This window comes from Bartonella sp. OC16QHHD, from assembly GCF_042194035.1.
In the GTDB taxonomy this organism is placed as follows: domain Bacteria; phylum Pseudomonadota; class Alphaproteobacteria; order Rhizobiales; family Rhizobiaceae; genus Bartonella.
The window spans coordinates 81,867-99,637 of the sequence record NZ_JBHIMJ010000028.1; the positions used below are offsets into that span (position 1 = coordinate 81,867).

The 17,771-nt window shown below is 36.8% G+C and carries 13 protein-coding genes and 1 tRNA gene; 5 read left to right on the forward strand and 9 right to left on the reverse strand.

The genetic code is table 11. From position 1 onward, the window contains the following. Positions 1 to 85 precede the first annotated feature (85 nt). From glmS to ACFIK1_RS04190, 5 genes are all read right to left on the reverse strand, one after another. Positions 86 to 1,909 (reverse strand): glutamine--fructose-6-phosphate transaminase (isomerizing), encoded by a 1,824-nt coding sequence (gene glmS, locus ACFIK1_RS04170; RefSeq protein ID WP_375662155.1) that lies wholly within the window; start codon positions 1,907 to 1,909, stop codon positions 86 to 88. 172 nt (positions 1,910 to 2,081) lie between these two features. After that, a complete protein-coding gene (gene glmU, locus ACFIK1_RS04175; RefSeq protein WP_375662156.1) occupies positions 2,082 to 3,431 on the reverse strand; it encodes a bifunctional UDP-N-acetylglucosamine diphosphorylase/glucosamine-1-phosphate N-acetyltransferase GlmU in 1,350 nt (449 codons plus the stop codon). A 14-nt stretch (positions 3,432 to 3,445) separates the two neighbouring features. Continuing rightward, positions 3,446 to 4,231: a cytochrome c biogenesis CcdA family protein gene (locus tag ACFIK1_RS04180; RefSeq protein WP_375662157.1), complete on the reverse strand. Its 786-nt coding sequence runs from the start codon at positions 4,229 to 4,231 to the stop codon at positions 3,446 to 3,448. Between the two features lie 46 nt (positions 4,232 to 4,277). Continuing rightward, positions 4,278 to 5,267 carry a carboxypeptidase regulatory-like domain-containing protein gene (locus ACFIK1_RS04185; protein WP_375633193.1) on the reverse strand — a complete coding sequence of 330 codons (990 nt, stop codon included), beginning with the start codon at positions 5,265 to 5,267 and terminating at the stop codon, positions 4,278 to 4,280. A 39-nt stretch (positions 5,268 to 5,306) separates the two neighbouring features. Next, positions 5,307 to 5,630 carry an iron-sulfur cluster assembly accessory protein gene (locus ACFIK1_RS04190; protein ID WP_015856510.1) on the reverse strand — a complete coding sequence of 108 codons (324 nt, stop codon included), beginning with the start codon at positions 5,628 to 5,630 and terminating at the stop codon, positions 5,307 to 5,309. Between the two features lie 108 nt (positions 5,631 to 5,738). On the opposite strand from ACFIK1_RS04190, the gene ACFIK1_RS04195 reads away from it, so the two are divergent. From ACFIK1_RS04195 to ACFIK1_RS04205, 3 genes are all read left to right on the forward strand, one after another. Continuing rightward, a complete protein-coding gene (locus ACFIK1_RS04195; protein WP_375662158.1) occupies positions 5,739 to 6,941 on the forward strand; it encodes a deoxyguanosinetriphosphate triphosphohydrolase in 1,203 nt (400 codons plus the stop codon). Positions 6,942 to 6,971: 30 nt separating this feature from the next. After that, positions 6,972 to 8,729 (forward strand): arginine--tRNA ligase, encoded by a 1,758-nt coding sequence (gene argS, locus ACFIK1_RS04200; protein ID WP_375633183.1) that lies wholly within the window; start codon positions 6,972 to 6,974, stop codon positions 8,727 to 8,729. Between the two features lie 151 nt (positions 8,730 to 8,880). Next, positions 8,881 to 11,397, forward strand: a complete 2,517-nt coding sequence (locus tag ACFIK1_RS04205) for an SPOR domain-containing protein (protein WP_375662159.1) — start codon at positions 8,881 to 8,883, stop codon at positions 11,395 to 11,397. A 176-nt stretch (positions 11,398 to 11,573) separates the two neighbouring features. On the opposite strand, the gene ACFIK1_RS04210 is transcribed toward ACFIK1_RS04205, so the two are convergent. After that, positions 11,574 to 11,849, reverse strand: a complete 276-nt coding sequence (locus tag ACFIK1_RS04210) for a hypothetical protein (RefSeq protein ID WP_375642999.1) — start codon at positions 11,847 to 11,849, stop codon at positions 11,574 to 11,576. Between the two features lie 306 nt (positions 11,850 to 12,155). Here ACFIK1_RS04210 and ACFIK1_RS04215 point away from each other — a divergent pair, with 306 nt between their 5' ends. After that, entirely contained in the window at positions 12,156 to 13,262 is a 1,107-nt protein-coding gene (locus tag ACFIK1_RS04215; protein ID WP_375643002.1) for a branched-chain amino acid aminotransferase, read from the forward strand. A gap of 105 nt (positions 13,263 to 13,367) precedes the next feature. On the opposite strand, the gene glpX is transcribed toward ACFIK1_RS04215, so the two are convergent. Then, on the reverse strand, positions 13,368 to 14,354 hold the full coding sequence (glpX, locus tag ACFIK1_RS04220; RefSeq protein WP_375634464.1) for a class II fructose-bisphosphatase: 987 nt from the start codon (positions 14,352 to 14,354) through the stop codon (positions 13,368 to 13,370). Positions 14,355 to 14,497: 143 nt separating this feature from the next. Next, on the reverse strand, positions 14,498 to 15,814 hold the full coding sequence (locus tag ACFIK1_RS04225; RefSeq protein ID WP_375633188.1) for a homoserine dehydrogenase: 1,317 nt from the start codon (positions 15,812 to 15,814) through the stop codon (positions 14,498 to 14,500). Between the two features lie 1,253 nt (positions 15,815 to 17,067). On the opposite strand from ACFIK1_RS04225, the gene ACFIK1_RS04230 reads away from it, so the two are divergent. Next, positions 17,068 to 17,142 (forward strand) — tRNA-Glu (locus tag ACFIK1_RS04230). Between the two features lie 89 nt (positions 17,143 to 17,231). Here the strand turns inward: ACFIK1_RS04230 and ACFIK1_RS04235 are convergent. Continuing rightward, entirely contained in the window at positions 17,232 to 17,624 is a 393-nt protein-coding gene (locus ACFIK1_RS04235; protein ID WP_375655158.1) for a helix-turn-helix domain-containing protein, read from the reverse strand. Positions 17,625 to 17,771: the final 147 nt, after the last annotated feature.

Here is a 17,771-nt window from a genome sequence, read left to right on the forward strand (position 1 = left end):
CAACAGAGAAAAATGGAAAAATAAGCTTTATTATAAATCAATTTCTTACACTTGATTATTCTTCAAAAGATTCAAAAATATACTTTTATTCAACCGTGACTGATTTTGCTAAATTACGGGGTTGATCAACATCTGTTCCTAATAAAACAGCCGTATGATAAGCGATTAACTGAACAGGGAGTGCATAAATAATAGGAGAAATAAATTCTGGAACATCTGGCAAAGTGATCGTTGATAAAGTCTTAAGAAAAGCCACCTCTGCTCCTTTTTTATCGGTTATTAAAATAATACGACCATTACGCGCTACCACTTCTTGCATATTAGAAAAAGTTTTTTCAAACCACCGATCATAAGGTGCAACAACAATAACGGGTATTGTCTCATCCACCAGAGCAATTGGTCCATGCTTTAATTCACCTGCCGCATAACCTTCAGCATGAATATAAGAAAGCTCTTTCAGTTTAAGAGCTCCCTCCAAAGCAATCGGATAAGAAGTTCCACGTCCCAGATAAAGAACACTTTTTGCATTCACCAAATCACGACAAATACATTCAATTTTTCTCTCTAATTTTAAGACCTCATTTAAAATACGTGGAACTTCTGCCAACTGTTGAACCAGTTTCTTTTCCATTTGAGCCGAGAGATAGCCACGTTGTTTAGCAGCACTAAGAGCGAGTGAAGCAAGCGTTGCCAATTGACAGGTAAAAGCTTTTGTTGAAGCAACACCTATTTCCGGTCCGGCAAGTGTTGGGAGAATAAAATCAGCCTCCCTTGCCATTGTTGATTGCTCTACATTCACAATTGTTGCTGTTTTTACACCCCGCTCACGACAATAACGCAAAGAAGCCAATGTATCAGCTGTCTCACCAGATTGAGAAACAAACAGCGATAACACATCAGACGTTATAGGAGGTTCACGATAACGAAACTCCGAAGCAACATCATTATCAACACTTAAAGCGGCAAATTTCTCAAACCAATAGCGCGCAACTAAGGTTGAATAATAAGCCGTTCCACAACTCGCAAAAAGAAGCCGATGAATATTTTTCCAATCAATCAAATTCTCAAGCGGTCGAACGACATAATTTCCAAGGTCAAGATAATGCGCCAAATTATGAGAAATCACTTCAGGTTGTTCAAACATTTCCTTGTGCATAAAATGACGATGATTACCCTTAGAAATCAATAAAGCCCCTTCGAATAATGTCGTCACAGGACGTTTTACCGGTTGGTTGTTAGCATCATAAATTGTAACACCCTCCCGTGTGAGAACAGCCCAATCCCCATCTTCCATATAGCTAATATAATCAACGAATGGTGCCAAAGCAATCGCATCTGAACCCACAAAAAATTCATCTTTTCCATAACCAATTGCCAGAGGTGGACCAGAACAAGCAGCAATCATAAGGTTATCTTCACCTTCGAAAATAAGAGCAATAGCAAAAGCCCCCTGCAGCCTTTTCCAACTAGTACGCATAGCTTCTTGCGGAGAAAGACCATCTTTTAATGCACGCGTTATTAAATGTGCAATAACTTCCGTATCCGTCTCTGTTTCAAAGATACAACCATCCTCTATGAGTTCCTTTTGCAATTCTACAAAATTTTCAATAATACCATTATGAACAATCGCAAGCTTTTCAGTCACATGGGGATGCGCATTGCGTTCAACAGCAATTCCATGCGTAGCCCAACGGGTATGACCAATCCCTAAACTTCCCTCCAGAGGTGTTTTTTTTAATTTTTCTTCTAAATGAACAAGCTTCCCCTCAGCACGTACACGATAAAGATGCCCATTATGGACTGTTGCCACCCCAGATGAATCATACCCTCTATATTCAAGACGTTTTAACCCCTCAACCAAAAAGGACGTAACACACCTCTTTCCAAGAATTCCAATAATTCCACACATTAAAAAGCTCCAACCCTCATCTTAAGATTTAAATCTTATAAAACAATCCAACAGCCTTTATTTAAAACTATAAATAATAAAATAATTCAAACATGGAGTACGGCAATCTTTAAGAATAAACATCCTATCCATCGTTAGATTAACACGAAACAAAGGAATAGACTGAAAATAATCATTTTTTCTGTTTGTTTTCTAACAAGCGCTCTCGAAATTTTGTCGCATAGCCCTCTTTTATAACCTGTCGTGCACGCCCAAAAGCCATACTGTTCATAGGAATATTTTCAGTAATAACACTTCCTGAAGCAACATAAGAGCCATCCCCTATTACCAATGGGGAAACAAGTGCCGTATTAGACCCAACAAAAGCATGATCACCAATTATGGTTTTATATTTGTTAAATCCATCATAATTACAAGTAATCGTACCAGCTCCAATATTGGTATGTGCACCAATTTCGGCATCACCAATATAACTTAAATGATTGATTTTAGAAGATTCTCCTACCTTAGCTTGTTTGACTTCACAAAAATTTCCAATCTTTACGGACTTCGCCAACTCTGTTCCTCGACGCAAACGTGCATAGGGACCAATCTGTGCATCCTTACCAACCACAGCACCCTCGAGATAACTAAATGCATGAATAACAGCACCAGATTGTACTTTCACGCTTAATCCAAAATAAACATTTGGTTCTATCACCACCCCTGGTTCAATTTCTGTATCATAAGAAAAATAGAGTGTTTCTGGTTTTAAGAGTGTAACACCCGATAACATTAAATCGCGCGCTTTACGTTTTTGCCACAAAGAATCAGCCTCAGAAAGCTCAAGACTGTTGTTAATTCCTACAATATCTTCAAAAGGAACTTCAACAACACGCACATCTAATCCTTCGCCTATTGCAAGAGCAGCAATATCTGTTAAATAATATTCTTTTTTCACATTGTTATTACCAACCTTCTCTAAAAGAGAAAGTGCAAGTTTTCCACGCATAGTGAGTATTCCACCGTTACAAAAAGAAATCTTTTTTTCTTCATCGCTAGCGTCTTTTTCTTCTACAATTGCGATCAATTGACCATTTTTCTCGAGAAGACGCCCATAACCTGTTGGATTTTGGGTATGAAAACCTGCAAAAACAACATCTGCTCCATCAGCAAGCTGTGCACGCATTTGGTTCAATGAATCTTGCTGAATGAGAGGCGTATCCCCAAAAACAATGAGAACATCATCCACTTCCTTTTGCAAAGCTAAACGAGCAGATAAAACAGCATGAGCTGTTCCTAAACGCTCTTTTTGTTCAAAAATCATCGCATCTTTTACAAATGACTGAACAACGTGCGTAACCTCCTTAGCACCAAATCCCACAACGACTGCTAATTGTGAAGAGCCTGCCAATTCTATTTGTTTTAGAACATGGCATATAAGAGGCAATCCAGCAATTTTATGAAGTACCTTAGGCAGAGACGATTTCATGCGCGTCCCCTCACCTGCAGCAAGAACAATAGAAAGACAACTTCTAACCATAGAAACACATAAGACTAACGAGAAAATCCAAAAAAATTCATAATATCGTGCCAACGAATATCTTCAATATAACTCAACGAAGGATAATGTTCTAAAAGCCAAAATGAAAGATCCTGCATAGAGCCTGTTAAAAACAAAATCCCTGTAAGAATAAGAAAAACACCAATAATTTTTTCAACTTTTCCTAAATGAATACGAAAAGCTCCTAAAAATCGCATAAAACTGCTCGAAAATAAAGCTGCCAACATAAAAGGAATAGCAAGACCTAATGCATAAACCGCTAATAGAACAGCTCCCTCTCCCACAGTTTCTTTTGTTCCAGCAAGCGTTATAATAGGGCCTAAAATGGGGCCAATACACGGTGTCCAACCAAAAGCGAAAGCTAACCCAATAATATACGCGCCTAAAGGACCAGAAGGTGTTTTTTTGGTCTGAAAACGCGCTTCACGGAATAAAAAAGCGATCTTGAAAATCCCCAAAAAATTTAAACCAAAAATAATAATGACAATTCCAGCAGCAAGGGCGAACCAATCACGATAATAACCGATGAATTTCCCAATTGTGCTAGCACTGGCACCTAAAGCAACAAAAACAGTCGTAAACCCGAGAACAAAAGCAATAACAGAAGACAATAAAGCCCACCGTACAAAGACTTTCTCATCACGATTTTTTGAACGAAAATCATCAATACCAACACCTGCCATATAGCACAAATAAGGAGGAACTAATGGCAAAACGCAGGGCGACAAAAAAGAGAGTGCCCCAGCAAAAAACACACCAACTGTTGAAATTTCAATCAAAACTCATACCCCGTCTCTCATCATAGTTTACCCCCATGAACAACAATCAATCCACATCTTCATCAATTCGTTGCATATTTTGCTCATTCGCCACCACACTTATATCTTCATCATGACCAGAAACGACTGAAAAAACTTTTTGATAGATTTTATCTTTATTTTTAGCAATTGCAATATACTCTCCCTCCGCTAACACGAGTGAAACATAAGCACCAACTGTTTCATAAACGATATCACCAGAATCATTGGCAAGAGACCAACTTGTATCTGCAAGCGCTTCCCCTCCTTCTTGTCGTACCAGCTTTAAGACAATCTGAGCAGCCTGATGTTCAAGGGTAACTTCTGTCATTTTACCAGCATCCACTTGAATATCCGAACGAGCCGTCGCATTAATAGAACCATAATGGGAAGCAACATGGTAGCGGCCAGCTTTTAAACGCACAACTGATTGGGGTTTAACATTTGATAAAATCACCCCCGTATCATCATTTTCTTTTTCATCCTCATAAATGGTAAAACGTAATTCCTTTTCATTCATTACACCATTGAGCAGTGTTGCATTTAAAATGACTCCACCAGCCTCAAGATTAAAGTTTTTTACAAGACTCTGTCCATTTTTTAAACGAATATGGCGCACAGCACTCATATGACCAAATGAGACATGAACAAGATAATTTCCTGGTTCGAGATCAAAACGCGCACTTCCCCCCTTATAGGTTGCCACTAATGGTAATTTATTATCAATCCCTAGAATAGGGGCATAAACCCGCCAGACAAGCCCTTTTTCAATATCCGGATGACTATTTGTTAATCGAGCATTCAAAATGAGTTGTGTTTGAGATGCTACATTTTCTTTTTCCTGCTCTTGAGACTTTACAATAAAACTCCTTGATTGTCCCTGCTGCTGATCTTTCCCTTCTCCTTCTTCAGAAAAAGCACAGTGGCTCCAGATCAATAAAGTAAGCACCACGCACAACCATACACATCGGTGCACTATTTTTATAAGAATACCCATTCTCACATTGTTGACCAACATGATATTTTTTTCAAGAAACAATATCACAAAGCCATCATTTTAAATTGAAAAACTCACACCACAACCACATGATGAAACAGCATTGGGATTGTGGATTTGAAAAGACTGCCCCATAAGATCATCAACAAAATCAATCTCAGCTCCTTCCATGAAAGGAAGTGATAGTAAATCAATAAACACAACAGCCCCATCTTTTTTGAGAACGAGGTCATCTTTACACATTTCAGAAACCAAGTCATATTTATAAGAAAAACCAGAACACCCACCACCTTCAACAGAAATACGCAATGCTATTTTATCGGGTTCACGCAAAAGTATCTGTGCAATTTTTTTGGCAGCAACATCTGAAATTTTCACATTCATTTTATATATCCTTGCATTAAACCATCAAGAAAGAGTATCCCATACTCAAAGAGCAGTTTATTTGTCATAAACCACTCTCAATTTTAAGATGATAATGGGCAACTTGCAATGGATATAGGCAATATCAACTTTAATTACCAATCTCGAGCAGTGTACAGTGCTCATCCGCAAACAAGCCGTGGTAGATTATTCCATGAAACGATGAGTACCACACGCTCACCTTTTCAACGAGATAGAGATCGTATTATCCATTCTAATGCATTTCGACGTCTTAAACATAAAACGCAAGTATTTATTGCTGACGAAAGCGATCATTATCGTACTCGCCTAACCCATTCCATAGAGGTCTCTCAAATTGCAAGAACATTAGCCCGTGCCCTTTGTCTTGATGAAGACCTTGCCGAAGCCATTGCCCTTGTTCACGACTTTGGACACACGCCCTTTGGCCATGCTGGAGAAGATGCACTTAATGAAGCCATGGTACATTATGGCGGCTTTGATCATAATGCACAAGCATTACGCATTGTCACAAAACTAGAACAGCGCTATGCAAATTTTGATGGACTTAACCTTACATGGGAAACCCTCGAAGGACTTGTAAAGCATAATGGTCCCCTTTTAGGTCCTCACGCGAAGAATAAGGAAGTTCCTATCGATATTTTACAATACAATGCAGAGCAAGACCTTGCACTCGATTGTTTTGCAGGACTAGAAGCGCAATGTGCTGCTATTGCAGATGATATCGCATACAATGCGCATGATATTGATGATGGTCTACGTTCGCAATTTTTAACACTCGATCAATTTGAACATGTTTCACTAACAGCAGCAATATTAAAAGATATAACAGATGAGCATCCCCACCTCGACCAAGCGCGTCGCGGTTACACACTTGTACGAAGACAAATAACAACCATGGTTGAAGATGTTATCAAACAATCACAAGAAAATTTAGCACGCATCAAACCAACAAGCATAAACGATATTCACCAAGCAAAACAAACTATTGTCACCTTTTCACCGACAATGATCGTTTATGAAAAAGAACTAAAAAACTTTTTATTTAAAAATCTTTACTACCATGAACAAGTTCTTAGTCGTCGCAATGCAGCAAAATGCATTGTACAAAAATTATTCAATTGTTATTATGAAAATCCAAATACAATGCCTGAAAGTTGGCAGAGCAAAACAGTGCACTTAAAAAATCAAGAGTTAGCACGTTTGATTGCTGACTTTCTTTCAGGCATGACGGATCACTACGCTCTACGTGAATATCAGCGTTTATTTGACCATACAGATAATTTCGTCTAATGGCTTTTGGCATCATCATGGAAGCTAAATATGAATATCTTTAAAAACTTCGAAAAAAAAATTAAGAGATCAATTGAATTATCTGATATAAAAGGAAAAAATGGAGAAGATCTAGATTTATCAAAAATCACTGTTGATCCTCCGCGTGATTCATCCCATGGTCATTTATCAACCAATGCTGCTATGGTGCTTGCAAAATCTATTGGAATCAATCCACGTGCACTTGCAGATAAAATCATAGAACTTCTTAAAAATGATTCCTCTATCGAAAATATAGATGTTGCCGGTCCTGGTTTTATAAACATAAAGCTTACAAAATTATTTTGGCAAGATGCTATAAAATCCATGCTTGAATCAGGCACTTCTTATGGTCGTATCCCAATGGGACAAGGAAAACGCGTCAATGTTGAATATGTCTCAGCAAATCCGACAGGACCAATGCATGTAGGACACTGCCGCGGAGCGGTTGTTGGGGATGTTCTCTCCAATTTGCTACAATTTACGGGCTATAACATTACGAAAGAATATTATATCAATGATGCTGGTCAACAAATCGAAGTCCTCGCCCACTCTGTACTATTGCGCTATCGTGAGGCTCTTGGGCAAGAAATTAATGAAATTCCAGAAGGGCTCTATCCTGGAGAATACTTGATACCATTGGGACAATCACTTGCTCAAGAGTTTGGTGACCAACTCCTCACGATGGATAAAGATGAAGCCTTATCTCTTGTGAAAGAACGTGCAATTCATGCAATGATGTCCATGATTCGCGAAGATTTGGCTGCTCTTAATATTTATCATGATATCTTTTTCTCTGAGCGAATGCTTTATGCAGATAATGCACGCGCCATTCGTAACACCATTAACGACCTCACTTTAAATGGTTATATCTACAAAGGAAAACTCCCCCCTCCCAAGGGACAAAATACAGAAGATTGGGAACCAAGTGAACAAACTTTGTTCCGTTCAACAAATGTTGGTGATGACCAAGACCGTGTTTTAGTCAAATCTGATGGTTCTTACACTTATTTTGCTGCTGATGTTGCTTATTTTCGGGATAAATTTAATCGTCATTTTGATGAAATGATTTATATTCTAGGCACAGACCATGCTGGCTATGTAAAGCGGCTAGAGGCAATGGCAAAAGCAATTTCTGGGGATAAAGCTAAATTAAGCGTCTTCTTATGTCAATTGGTAAAACTTTTTCGCAACGGTCATCCTGTACGCATGTCAAAAAGAGCGGGATCTTTTGTCACTCTACGGGATGTTGTCGAAGAGGTTGGGCGTGATCCTGTGCGTTTTATGATGTTATACCGTAAGTGTGAAGCACCTCTTGATTTTGATTTTGCAAAAGTAACAGAACAATCAAAAGATAACCCCATCTTTTACGTACAATATGCAAGTGCACGTTGTCACTCAGTCTTTCGTCAAGCACAAGAAGCGCTTCATATTAAAAACTTTTCAAATGATACATTAATCGCCCATCTTCATCGATTAACAGATGACCATGAAATATTGTTAATACGCAAACTTTCTGAATATCCACGTATCATTGAACAGGCCGTCGTTCATAAGGAACCGCATCGATTAGCGTTTTATCTTTATGACCTTGCTTCCAGCTTTCACACCCATTGGAATAAAGGGAGTGAAAATCTCAATTTACGCTTTATTCAACCTGATGATAAAGAGTTATCCTTTGCAAGATTGGGGTTGATACAAGCTGTTATCAATATTTTATCATCAGGACTTACCATCATAGGAGTCGAAGCACCAATAGAAATGCGTTGAAAAAGTTCTATAAATACATACAATAGGTACTCTATTGATAAACTTTTTCATGTATCCTTGCATGAGAGGGGGAAAATTTATAATTTTAATATAACAAATCAAAATCAACCATTGATTGCACGCAGATGCAAATCACCATGTGAGAAAAGCTATGAGCGATAACGATCGCAAAAATCTACACGAAACAAAACACGATCATGAACACCATGATCCTTTGGAAAGGCTTACGCGCATTTTTAATCCGCACAAACAAAGCGGAAACCAAAATGAGCAATCTTCTTTACAGACAGATCGATCAACATCTCACCCCGAAACATCATCCCATGATGATGATTTTGATTTGTCCTTTCTAGAAGAGGAACTTGAAAATAATTTAGCACATGACTTACCGTTTGATGATCAAAAAAAACAATGGGACTTGCGTGCAACCAGCAACGCAACAGCCTCAGATATTGCACAAACTGTTTCTTTCAACCATTCAAAACAAAATAATTTATCTGAAGAGAAATATTCTTCACCTAGCAGTCATGATGAAGAACAAATTTTAGATGAGCTTTCTCCATTACCAATCCCAAAGAATCAATCCCCTCAAGAGAAAACAACAGCAACCAGTGCTGATCCGTTTCTTAAAAAAAGTAACCTTATTTCACAATCAGAATCAGAAAATTTCTTTTTTGATAAATCTGAAAGGCGCGAAAATAAGAAAGAGATTCCAGAATCTGTTGAACAAACCAATCGTTTTTCACAAACAAATTCACAACAGCCTAAAACTACGGATATACAACAAACTTATGATGACAATCAAAACCTCTATGACACTCCTGTAAACCATCCCTATAAAATTTCAGCTGATCAAGAAAATTGGATCAAAAAAGATTATCCTGATGTCTCCTCTTCTACAGAGGCAAATGAGTTTTTCTCATCTTCTAATCTTATGTCAGAAAGACAAAACACTGCAAGAAATCAAACAAGAAGTACCTTCTCCTCACCTTTAGATTCTCCACCAGTTGATAGACAATCTTATTTAAAGGGGGCTTCACAAGAAGATCATACAACCAATTATCCCCATTTTTTTGCAGAAAACCCCTCACAACAAAAAACTTATGGCGAAAAAGTTCCGATATATGATGAGGCTCGAGCCCAATACATCAATAACGCCGAAGGTGCCTCTAACCCAAATAGAGAAATTTCATATAATGAAAATAATTTAGATGAGTTTCTTTCCTCATCCCCCTCTTTAAATACAAAACAAACGGATGGCTTTTTTGCCCATAACTATACGCACAGAGATACTCCCCCTCCCAATGTTGATACTTATAAATTTTCAGAGGAAATCGTAGAAAAAACTGGTCCTATTATGGTTCCAGAAGTCCCGTATGAAGCGCCAGAATATGATGTGCCAACTAGTGGTGGTTTAGAAGAAGAATTTGCTGATGTACTTAATGTAGGAAATGTCCCAACGGATAATTTTTCTCAAAAACAACAGAAAAATGAAGTTTTTAGTGAAGTTTTTCATCAGTCTATGCAAAATTCAAAAGAAGGTGTTTATGTAAACTCTAAAGAACAAAATTCCGACTATTTTTCTTCTGACAATATGGAATATAATTTTCCCCCTTTTAGCGAGAATTCATCATATACAAGCTCAGATGAGGTTCCCACGCATCCACCAGCTCCTCCTCCCTTAAAAAGTTTTATTTTTAGTAAAACTTTCGTTAAAGGTATTTTTATACTTATTTTAATAGGAATTGGGTTTTCTGCTTATTCGCATTTTTTTATGCCATCACAAAAAAATGAAGAAACGGTCATTATCCACGCTGATAATACGCCTTTTAAATTCAAACCAGAAACAACTGAAACGAAAAATGATGTTGCACATAATTTAGATATCTATAAACAAACAACTGAACAAAATGAGAAACAAGAAAATACACAACAATTTCTTATTGATAACTCTGAACAACCTGAAAATTTAAAAGAATTAAACCCTGAAGAATCTTCAAACATTTCCTCATCGTCTTTAAATGAATCTGATGTTGAAGATGCAGTCACAGAAGCTATAAATCATACTATTCCAATGCGAGAAGTACAAACTGTTATTGTCAATCAAGATGGTACAGTTACACTAGCCCCCGCGCATCAAACAAACAGCAAAACTGCTGCTCAATCTGAAGAAAGCATTGATCAAGCTTCTAATGAACTTCAAGATTCGTCCCTTGTTTCGTCGCATAATTCTGATATAAACGACCAAGAAAGAGATCATGATCTTAAAAATAATATTGATAAAATAATCGCAGAAAATAATTCTAGCTCAAATATTGGAGAAAAATTTATCCCTATTCCTTCTCATGCAGAAAGAAATACACAAGTTGAAACACCAGCCGCGTCTCGCCCCATATCACCAAACAGAGTCGCAGCACAAAATTCAGAAAGTTATTACGTACAACTTGCATCTCAGCCAACGCATGAGCTCGCTAGAAGTTCTTTAAAAAATATGAAATCTAAATTTGGATTCCTTATCGGTGCCCGTTCTTTAAATATTCAACCCGCTTTTATACCAGGAAAAGGCACTTATTACCGTGTTCGGATTCAAACACAAGACCGTAATGAAGCCATAATCCTTTGTGAAACCATTAAAAGTTCTGGAGGAAGTTGCTTCATCACGCGCTAAACCAATAATGCAACGGTTATTAAAACCGTTGCATTATTTATTTCCATACCATTTAATTACTTATCAAAAACTTCAGAAATTAAAATCGTCTAATCTTTTTTATGTCTTTGCGCTGACTTTATTCTTTAGTCTACGTCGATTTTCGTCCTATCTAAAAGATTATATTTATAAAAAAATCACTCCGTACCCTTATAAGTATAAGGTACAGAAGGAAGCGAATTTAAATCTTTTTTGGGCGTTGTTACGCTTTGGCTTGTTTCTGGAGTATTATAACGCGAACTATGTTCAGGAGATTTTGCAAAAAAAGATCCTAAAAAACCAAAAACAAACCAGAGAATAACGACCGCAAGAAGAATAGCAAAAATACCCTTAGCAATTGAAACACGTTGTTCACTATCTCTTCTTTCTGCTGCCATACGTTCTTCATATGTGCGATAATTTTTATCAATCATAGTAGATTCCTTTTCTCAATTCCCTTACCTTTTAATTTCTAGACAATATGCATATATGAAATTATTCAGATACTTATTTTGAGAAAACGATAATTATAGAAAAAAGTTCCAGCTTACTTCATAAAGTTGAGAAAAAGAGGCGAGAGTAGAATTAAAATATCTATCATAGCCTTTGAATTCTATAATAAACCTCTTTGTGTTTTATAATAAAACATTGACACAAAGGTTTTGTTAATAATAGAGTTGTGATCAAAATATCTCATTATTTTTATTAATAAAAATGAAACATACTCAAAAGGTTTTTTTATGAAATCTCCTATATCGTCGCTTCCCTTAAAAATAGAAAAACACCCATCTCCTCTGTCAGAAGAAAAATGTGAAGAAATTTTAAAAAGTCCCGGTTTTGGTCAATTTTTCACAGACCACATGTGTACTATTCAATGGACTGAAGACAAAGGCTGGCATAATGCCATCATTTCTCAATACAAAGCTTTAGAAATTAACCCTGCAAGTACCGTTTTACATTACGGACAGGAAATTTTTGAGGGTTTAAAAGCATATCGAGCAAAAGATGGGCGCATCTTGCTCTTCCGTCCTGATGCCAATGCACAACGCTTTATAGAATCAGCGAGGCGTTTAGCTATGCCAGAATTGCCAAAAGATATTTTTCTGGATGCCGTTCATCAATTAGTAAAAATTGATCAAAAATGGGTTTCTAATCATCCCAACGCTAGCCTCTATATCCGTCCATTTATGTTTGGCAATGAAAACTTTTTGGGAGTCCGCCCTTCTCAAGAATATCTTTTTTGTATCATAGCCTCTCCAGTTGAATCCTATTTCAAAGGAGAAGAAAAATCTGTCAATGTATGGATTGAAACAGATTATAGCCGCGCTGGTCCAGGGGGCACAGGCGCTGCAAAATGTGGAGGAAACTATGCAGCAAGCTTACTGGCACAAAAAACTGCAACTGAAAATAATTGTAGCCAAGTACTCTTTCTTGATATGATTGAACATAAATGGATTGAAGAACTTGGTGGTATGAATGTCTGCTTTATTATGGCAGATAGTACACTTGTAACCCCTGCGCTTAACGGCACTATTCTTCCAGGGATAACTCGTGATTCAATCTTAAGGTTAGCTCAACAAATGGGATTAAAAATAGAAGAGCGTCCTTATTCTTTTGCAGCACTTCAAGAAGATGCAAAGAGTGGACACCTTAAAGAAGTCTTTGCTTGTGGTACAGCTGCCGTTGTCACATCAATTGGTCGTTTTAAATATAAAGGGGGAGAATTTATTATTGGAAATGAAACAGTTGGAGGAGTTACAAAGCAGCTTCGTACACAATTGGTTGGCCTTCAAAAAGGGAACATAGAAGATAAAAATGGCTGGGTTCATTCTGTCCAGCTCTCATAATAATAAGATATTCTCATATCTATAAACGCTTCCATAAAAATAGATTCATGGAAGCGTATTTCCTAGAAAAACTCCCTCTATTTTTAATGACGAAAAAAGAAAGCATTAATCAAATTTTGAATGATCTCTATGCTGCGCTTTAATATTACGGACTGTACCCGTATGGGAGCGCATTATGAGAGTTTCCGTTTGAATGTAACGAGATGTAAATTTAACACCAGAAAGCATATTGCCATCTGTCACCCCTGTTGCTGCAAACAAAACATCACCCTTTGCCATTTCTTCCATTGTATAAGCTTTATTGGGATCACTAATCCCCATTTTAGCTGCACGAGCAATTTTCTCTTCTGTATCTAGCAGCAAACGACCTTGCATCTGTCCTCCAATACAGCGCAAAGCAGCAGAAGCTAAAACACCTTCAGGTGCTCCCCCAATCCCCATATAGATATCAATACCTGTTTCTTCTGGATCAGTTGTATCAATAACAGCAGCAACATCTCCATCCCCAATCAAGCGAATCGATGCCCCTGTTGCACGTACTTCATTAACCAATTTTTCATGACGAGGTCTATCCATAATACAAACAACAATCTGATTAACAGCCACTCCTTTAGCCTTCGCAAGAGCATGGATATTATCGGTAGGACAAGCATCTATATCTACTACTCCCTTTGGATAACCAGGACCAATAGCAATTTTTTTCATATAAACATCAGGAGCGTAAAGGAGATTACCTTTTTCAGCAATTGCAATTACTGCCAAAGAATTGGCAATATTTTTAGCACAAAGTGTTGTTCCCTCTAGTGGATCAAGTGCAATATCGATCGCCAACCCACTTTGAAGACCTACTTTTTCTCCAATATAAAGCATAGGCGCTTCATCCCGCTCACCTTCACCAATCACCACTGTACCATCAATAGGCAATCGATTAAGTTCCTGCCGCATTGCATCTACAGCAGCCTGATCCGCAGCTTTTTCATCGCCACGCCCGCGCCAGCGTGCAGCAGCAACAGCAGCACGTTCAGTAACACGTACCAATTCAAGCGTCAAAATACGATCAAGTCCATTTAAAATCTTCTGAGTTGTGGGCATATGAAAAAATCCTACCGAATGAATACCAGAAAAAATATGAGTCCTTATTAAATACTAAGAATAAAGTTTTTGGCAAAGATGAAAATTTTCCACAAGAAACAAAAGAACTCAAGCTTGCCTTTTTGTCATTATCAAGAAAGTTATCAATTCTCTGCCATAGGCTCAATACGAATAAATTGAGATTTTGCAACAAGATGTCCATCTTTTTCAATTTCTGCAAGTGCCTGTCGTACATTCACCTCTGTTGTTTCATGCGTAATTAAAATAATTGTTTTTTCAATTTGATCTTCTACAAAAGATCTTTGAACAATCGACTCCAATGAGATGTGATTATCAGCCATATGCCTTGCAACCGCGGCAAAAACACCAGTACGATCATGAACATTTAAACGAATAAAATAACCCCCTGCATGATGCGAAATACGTGCTTTTTTATGAGGAGTAAGTTCTAATGCTGGACGTCTTAAAACAGGTGCATACTGAAAACCAGAACGCGCTTTTGCTATATCAGCCAAATCACCAATAACGGCTGATGCTGTTGCCATTCCTCCGGCGCCAGGACCAGAAAACAGTAATTCACCTAATAAATCACTTTGAATAGAAAGAGCATTGGTTACGCCATTTATCTGTGCAATCATTGAAGATGTTGGTACCATTGTTGGATGAACGCGTTGCTCTATTCCAGAATCCGTTTTTAATGCAACTCCTAAAAGCTTAATCCGATACCCTAATTCATCAGCTGCTCGAATATCAATTTGCGAAATATTATGAATTCCTTCAACATAAACATCATCTAACGAAACAGCTGTTCCAAATGCCAAGCTTGTCAACAAAGCTAATTTATGAGCAGTATCATTTCCCTCAATATCAAAACTTGGATCTGCTTCAGCATACCCAAGTCTCTGTGCATCTGCTAAACAATCTTTAAATGAAAGACCTTCCGTAAACATACGTGTTAATATATAATTACAGGTTCCATTGAGAATACCATAAATTCGCGATATCTGATTACTGACAAGTGATTCTCTCATCGCTTTGATGACAGGAATTCCCCCTGCAACAGCTGCTTCAAAATGAAGAAAAACTCCTTTTTTTTCTGCAATTATAGCCAGCTCTACTCCATGTCGAGCAAGAAGGGCTTTATTGGCTGTTACAACATGATGTCCCGCCTCAAGCGCTCTCTTAACAGCGGTGTACACCACATCCAATTCACCACCAATTAACTCTACAAAAACATCAATCTCATCAGAAGCAGCCAACTCCACGGGTGAATCAAACCATTTTATATCACTGAGATCAATTCCACGATTACGGCTTTTATCGCGCGCACTAACAGCAACGACTTTGATGAATCGCCCACATTGACAAGCTAAACTATTCGCTTTTTCACATAGAGCTCGAACAACTGAAGTACCAACCGTACCAAGTCCCGCAACACCAACTTTTAAAGCTTCTGCCATTATTAACCACTGATCCCTATCTTCACTGAAAAATCGTTTAAATGATGTGCCAATCAACACAAAGAATACTTACATCCATAAGAACAAAAGAAATACCCCGCTCTATTCACTTCATGTTCTCCAATAGAATTATTCCCGCTTGTTCAATCAACATTCCTAAAAATATAATATTTATTGTCTTCAAAGATTTCAGAATCTTTATAAAATATCTAATTCAGAATGAAAATCTGTAAAACTGATAAATGCAAATTGCCATAAAGAAAAGTTCTAAAAAATAATCAATAACAAGTTAAAGAATATTAAGGACTTAGTAAGAAAGAATAAAAACATCTCTTCTAAATTAACAAATACGGAACAAAAAACATTCTTTCATATGAAAAATTAAGAGAATGGATAAAACAAAGTAGATCAGTAAATAATAACACATTTCTTCCTACCATTCCATAGTTTGAAATATAAATCTTTAATGCAAAAATCTTAATGCACTTATATATCAAAATAGAACCTTACATTAAAGTAAAAAACAAGACTTAATATGTGCACACCATAATTCTGAAATATTATAAATATGGAGAATAAATTTGCAAAACTCAAATATTTTACCTAAACTTACTGCCACCCCTTTGAAAAACTAGCGAATTGAAATGACAAAAACCTCAATCTACCCTTTACCCATGCTAATTCATTTTCAAATAAATAACCTTCTCAACATGTGAGGGAACAAATGAAGGGGTTTTAATTTTAAATTCCTTATAAACATGTAAAAGTAAAGATAAGAAAAATATTTTTAATATATTCTGTAAAAATTGCTTTAATATTTTTATTTTCATCATACAGAATCTATTTATATTTTTTAAACTAAAATTAATCTATGGTTTATGCCTAAAAAAACTTTTGTATGATTGGTATTATTTGCTAATTTGGTAATAAATATTTGTTTTATACTTCATAAATTATACAGTTTTTTGCTTTATGATAAGCTCAAATGAGAAATCTTCTGTATAAAGGCTCTTTCTAGCAAGTTAAATAATATTCTCATGTACAAGCAAAGATAACAAACGATAAAATATGCAAAAAATAAACACACTTAAAATAATGTTTTGATCATTTTTGCCTACTAGTCAAACTGAAAAGAAACAATCCAAACAGGAATTGCTCAAAAATTATTCAATAAAACACACTTTTTTCAAAAAAAATGACATAGAGGGCTTGCGAAGTAAAAAGATCCTCTCTATAAGCCTCATCAATGGTTTGCGCCCATCGTCTAGCGGTTAGGACATCGCCCTTTCACGGCGGAAACAGGGGTTCGATTCCCCTTGGGCGTACCATGTTTCTTTTTTCTGTACATAATCTATTGATTTTATATATCTTTTTTAAAGTACGGGATACGTGGATAAAAGTTAGGGAATAGGATTTTCTAACATTTGTCTACAACAGTAGCATTTTCTTTTCTTTGCGCTTCGCTAATCATCTCTAATAATGTTTTGAATGCTTCTAAATCCTCTTGTGAAAAATCTTTTAAAGTTCTAAAAAACATGCCAACAGCTTCACCTCTCAACGGATCAGAAGTCTTGATTGTAAAACTTTTGCGACAAGCATCCGATTCTCTTCTCAAAATTTCTGCTACCTCTTGATCTAAAGCATAGAGTTCAATTATCTTTTCCTCCAGTCCTACAGGAACAGATTTTTTGCCAATCTCGACAGAAGATAAAAATGCTACAGATATGTCTAATTTCTTAGCCATATCTAAGAGGCGTTCTGAGTGATCAATGCGAAGTTTCCGTAAAATTTTACCAAAAGATGTAACCATATAAAAAGTCCTATTAGAGAAGAAATATTTCTTCTGATTCTAACAAATCTTTTTATGATTTTCTTCAATTATTACGAATCAAGAGTTCTTTTCGGGGTGGTTTTTTAGCAAAACCAGAGGTCCAAAGGGTCTCTAATTCTAAAAAGT